Source organism: Synechococcus sp. BA-120 BA3, assembly GCF_034931285.1.
Taxonomy (GTDB): Bacteria; Cyanobacteriota; Cyanobacteriia; order PCC-6307; family Cyanobiaceae; genus Cyanobium.
Genome location: NZ_JAYGHZ010000373.1, coordinates 1 through 4,389 on the forward strand (window position 1 = coordinate 1; position 4,389 = coordinate 4,389).

The following is a 4,389-nucleotide window of genomic DNA, read 5'->3' on the forward strand; positions in this document are numbered from 1 at the left end:
GGCCGGAGGCGGCCCAGGCCCGCGAGGCCCTCGCGGCGCTGCAGGGCGACGGCGACCACCGGGTCACGGCGATTGCCCTGGACGGCCTGCAGGCCTGACGCCTGTGCCTGCGCCCTCGCCAGCGGGCGTTCGTGGCCCCGGGGATGGGGTGGCGCGTTGTTCCCCGGACCTGTACAGCCTGTACAGAACCGGGATTCATGGTGGCGGAGCCCTGTCCCCGTTCCGCCTTGGCCCTGCCCCTTTCCGCCTTGACCCCACCCCGGTTCAGCCTTGCTAGGTTTCGAGCGTCACTAGGGGTGCCCGGCGCAGGATCCAACGATCGCTTCGCCCAGGGCTGAGATCACACCCTCCGAACCTGATCCGGGTCATGCCGGCGCAGGGAAGTGGAACAGGAATGTGAAACCAGTCTCCGGCAGCGCCCCCGTCCTTTGCCGTAGCCCGTCATGCGCAGCGCCTGGATCCAGAAGCGTCGTGGTCAAGCCAACGTCACCCAGCTGCATTACGCCCGGCAGGGCGTGGTCACCGAGGAGATGGCCTACGTGGCGAAGCGGGAGAACCTGCCCGATTCGCTGGTGATGGAGGAGGTGGCCCGGGGCCGCATGATCATTCCGGCCAACATCGAGCACCCTGGCCTGGAGCCGATGGCGATCGGCATCGCCAGCAAGTGCAAGGTGAACGCCAACATCGGCGCCTCCCCCAATGCCTCCGACCTCGATGAGGAGGTGGCCAAGCTGAAGCTGGCCGTGAAGTACGGCGCCGACACGGTGATGGACCTTTCCACCGGCGGCGTGAACCTCGATGAGGTGCGCACGGCGATCATCAATGCCTCCACGGTGCCGATCGGCACGGTGCCCGTGTACCAGGCGCTGGAGAGCGTGCACGGGATGATCGAGAAGCTCGATGAGGACGACTTCCTGCATGTGATCGAGAAGCACTGCCAGCAGGGGGTCGACTACCAGACGATCCACGCGGGCCTGCTGATCGAGCACCTGCCGCTGGTGAAGGGTCGCCTCACCGGGATCGTCAGCCGCGGCGGCGGCATCCTGGCCCAGTGGATGCTGTACCACCACCGCCAGAACCCGCTGTTCACCCGCTTCGACGACATCTGCGAGATCTTCAAGCGCTACGACTGCAGCTTCTCCCTGGGGGATTCGCTGCGGCCCGGCTGCCAGCACGATGCCTCCGATGCGGCCCAGCTGGCGGAACTGAAGACGCTGGGTGAACTCACCCGCCGCGCCTGGAAGCACGACGTGCAGGTGATGGTGGAGGGTCCGGGCCATGTGCCGATGGACCAGATCGAGTTCAACGTCAAGAAGCAGATGGAGGAGTGCAGCGAGGCGCCCTTCTACGTGCTCGGCCCGCTGGTGACGGACATCGCCCCCGGCTACGACCACATCACCAGCGCCATCGGCGCCGCCCTGGCTGGCTGGCACGGCACGGCGATGCTCTGCTACGTGACGCCGAAGGAGCACCTGGGCCTGCCCAACGCCGAAGACGTGCGCGAGGGCCTGATCGCCTACAAGATCGCCGCCCACGCCGCCGACATCGCCCGCCACCGCCCCGGCGCCCGCGACCGCGATGACGAGCTCAGCCGCGCCCGCTATGCCTTCGACTGGAACAAGCAGTTCGACCTGAGCCTGGATCCGGAGCGGGCGCGCGAGTACCACGACGAAACCCTGCCTGCCGACATCTACAAGCAGGCCGAGTTCTGCTCGATGTGCGGCCCCAAGCACTGCCCGATGCAGACCAAGATCACCGACGAAGACATCGAGGGTCTCGAGCAGGTGCTGGCCGAGCAGAAGAAGGCCCAGGGGGAACCGCTGGGGGTGTGAGTTGGGGGGGGGCGGGCCACCGCCCCTGCAGCCTGTTCTCCAGGAGCTACTTGGCCCTAAGGTTTGCACTGCGCGGCGGTTAGGCTGAGTTGAGGAGGTTTCTTCAATGTCCAGACAATTTGATGTTGTCGTCGAAAGGGATTCAGAAGGTTTCTTTGTGGCGACCGTCCCGGCACTGCCCGGTTGTCATACGCAGGCCCAATCCCTGGATCAATTGATGGAGCGAGTCAAGGAGGCTATTGAGCTCTGCCTTGAAGTCGCCGGTACCGCTCCTGAGTCGCTAACGCCGGAGCGAGTTCCTTCCTGAGCTCCACGCTCACCTTCATCACGCCGCTCGATGCTGAGCTCAGCTCGCGCCAGTGGCGTCTGCTGTTGAAGATGGCGGCGGCTTGGACGGTCACGATCATCGGCAACGGGCCGGTACGGATCGGCCTGGCCGAGAACGTGACCCTGCTCCTACGCCGCACCGACGGTTGCCTGAGCGTTGTGCTCGATTGACGTGACCCCCTTTATCGGTCCAGGGCTTATGAGAGTGGTTGGTTGTGGTCATGCTGCAGCTCCTTGTTGAGCTGCCTCCAGGGGCGTGAGCCCCTGGAGGGCCGAGTGCGGCCTGAGCGAGTTGTACTCCCAGCGCCAGCGATCGGCCAGGATCTGCGCCTCTGGGGCTGTGGTGAACAGCTCGGTGTTGAGGAACTCATCCCGGAACCGGCCATTGAACGACTCGGCAAAGCCGTTCTCCCATGGGGATCCCGGTGCGATGTAGGCCGTGCTGGTGGTGGTGCTGGCCTCACACCAATCCCATAGAGCCTGCGCAATGAACTCCGGCCCGTTATCGGACCGGATGAACGCTGGCGCCGGGTAGAGGCTGGTGAGCTCCTCCAGCACCGCCACCACGTCTTTGGCCTTGCAGCGTCTGCCCACCCGGATCGCCAGGCAGAGGCGGCTGTGCTCGTCGATCACGTTCAGGAACTTGAGTCTGCGGCCATCGGCGGTGGCGTCGAACTGGAAGTCCATGACCCACACCTGGTGGGGATGCTCGGCCCGGTGGCGGCGCACCGAGCCGTCGGCGGGTCGTGCCCGCTTGCGCTTCCTGGGAGTGGGCCGTTGCAGGCCTTTCTCCCGCCAGAGCCGTTGCACCCGCTTGTGGTTCACCGTCCAGCACTCGCGCCGCAGGAGGCGGTAGGCCATCCGGCGGCCCCAGCGGATGTGATCCGCTGCGATCTCCCGGAGACGCTGCCGGAGCTTGGCCTCCTCAATCGAGACAACCTTGCCGGGATGACGCTGGGTGCTGCGGTGCTGGCCCACCACCCGGCAGACGAGGCGTTCAGAAGCCCGGTAACGCTCCTGCAGGACCGTGACAGCCCTGCGGCGACGTTCCGGGCTCAGAAGTTTCCCGTCGCACCGCAAGGTGCGCCTCACGGCGCAACGAGGTCCTTGAGCATGGCCTTCTCCAGCTCCGCTTCCGCCAGCAGCTTCCACTCCTTCGGAGAAGCCTTCGGCTAGAGACGGGCGTTCTCCTTCTCCAGCTGGGTCAGCCGCCGGGCCTCCTCGGCCTGCATGCCCCCGTACTGCTGGCGCCAGCGGTGGTACGTCGGCTGCGTCACCTCGATGACGCGGCAGACGTCGGCGACGGTCTTGCCCTGGGCGATCAGCTGCTCGGCGGTCTACTGCTTCGCAGAAGCCTTCGGCTAGAGCTTGCGGATGATCTGTTCGGATGTGTGCCTGGTGCGTTTCATGGTCGAGTCCCCGGCCCAGTCTGGCCGGCTGAAGACTCTCATTCACCCTGGACCGGTTTCCGGGGTCCACGTCACTACCGCCGCAAGCGGGCACGGCGGATTGACCGCTCCAGCGCAGGCTGATTCGTCGCCGCGACCAGGCGTCAATTACCCGCCAACCGCCCCCACACCCGCGTTGAATCTCAATTCTTGTTACCAGTCATCTAGTGTTGCCTCAGTCAATTTGTTCCTTTGGCGTCGGCATCCAGCTCTGGTGAAAGCCGGCTCCAGCGTCAGCGGCGCAGGCAGCTGCTGGAGGCAGCCCGTAGCCGCTACCAGTTGCTCAGTTACCAGGAGAAGGGTGCCCTGGTGGATGAACTGGTGGAACTCAGCGGGTATCACCGCAAATCGGTGCTGCGGTTGCTGCGCCAGCAGCCTGCGGACCATGGGGGTCCACCGGCCCGTGCTGGCGCTGATCACGAATCAGCGGCGGCGCTCGGCCGGAGGCGTTATGGCCCCGAGGTGGTGCAACTCCTGGAAACCCTGTGGGAGGCCAGCGACCATCTCTGCGGCAAACGCCTGGCGGCGGTGTTGCCCACCCTTGTGGAGGCTCTCGAGCGCCATGGTCACCTGGAGATCGAACCGGTTCTCAAGAGATTGCTGCTGCAGGTGAGCCCGGCCACGATCGATCGGCTGCTGGCACCGGCTCGCTCTGCCTGTCAAGCGACATCCGGAATTGGTCCTCCGGCGACATGAAATCTGGCCCACCCTGTGAGGCTGTAGCCCCGGCTTGTTGACGCCGTAGCCGGCGCCGGTTGGTCTTGCTCATCAGTCCATTGGGA

General features: G+C 65.5%; 3 protein-coding genes, 1 pseudogene and 1 riboswitch. Of the genes and pseudogenes, 3 read left to right on the forward strand and 1 reads right to left on the reverse strand.

Annotation, left to right across the window (positions count from 1 at the left end; translation table 11 throughout):
* The first annotated feature begins 282 nt into the window (after positions 1-282).
* A riboswitch (TPP riboswitch) is annotated at positions 283-399 on the forward strand.
* Positions 400-443: 44 nt separating this feature from the next.
* Both thiC and VB737_RS15195 read left to right on the forward strand, forming a co-directional pair.
* Complete coding sequence (thiC, locus tag VB737_RS15190) at positions 444-1,832, forward strand: phosphomethylpyrimidine synthase ThiC (protein WP_500314193.1); 1,389 nt, start codon at positions 444-446, stop codon at positions 1,830-1,832.
* A gap of 106 nt (positions 1,833-1,938) precedes the next feature.
* On the forward strand, positions 1,939-2,139 hold the full coding sequence (locus VB737_RS15195) for a type II toxin-antitoxin system HicB family antitoxin (protein ID WP_500314194.1): 201 nt from the start codon (positions 1,939-1,941) through the stop codon (positions 2,137-2,139).
* 239 nt (positions 2,140-2,378) lie between these two features.
* On the opposite strand, the pseudogene VB737_RS15200 reads toward VB737_RS15195, so the two are convergent.
* Positions 2,379-3,610: pseudogene (locus VB737_RS15200) on the reverse strand (IS3 family transposase).
* 276 nt (positions 3,611-3,886) lie between these two features.
* Between VB737_RS15200 and VB737_RS15205 the strand changes: the two are divergent.
* Entirely contained in the window at positions 3,887-4,303 is a 417-nt protein-coding gene (locus VB737_RS15205; RefSeq protein ID WP_500314195.1) for a hypothetical protein, read from the forward strand.
* Positions 4,304-4,389 lie beyond the last annotated feature (86 nt).

Coding starts and splice junctions, on each gene's coding strand:
- thiC (WP_500314193.1), top strand. CDS start 444: ATGCGCAGCGCCTGGATCCAGAAGCGTCGTGGTCAAGCCAACGTCACC.
- VB737_RS15195 (WP_500314194.1), top strand. CDS start 1,939: ATGTCCAGACAATTTGATGTTGTCGTCGAAAGGGATTCAGAAGGTTTC.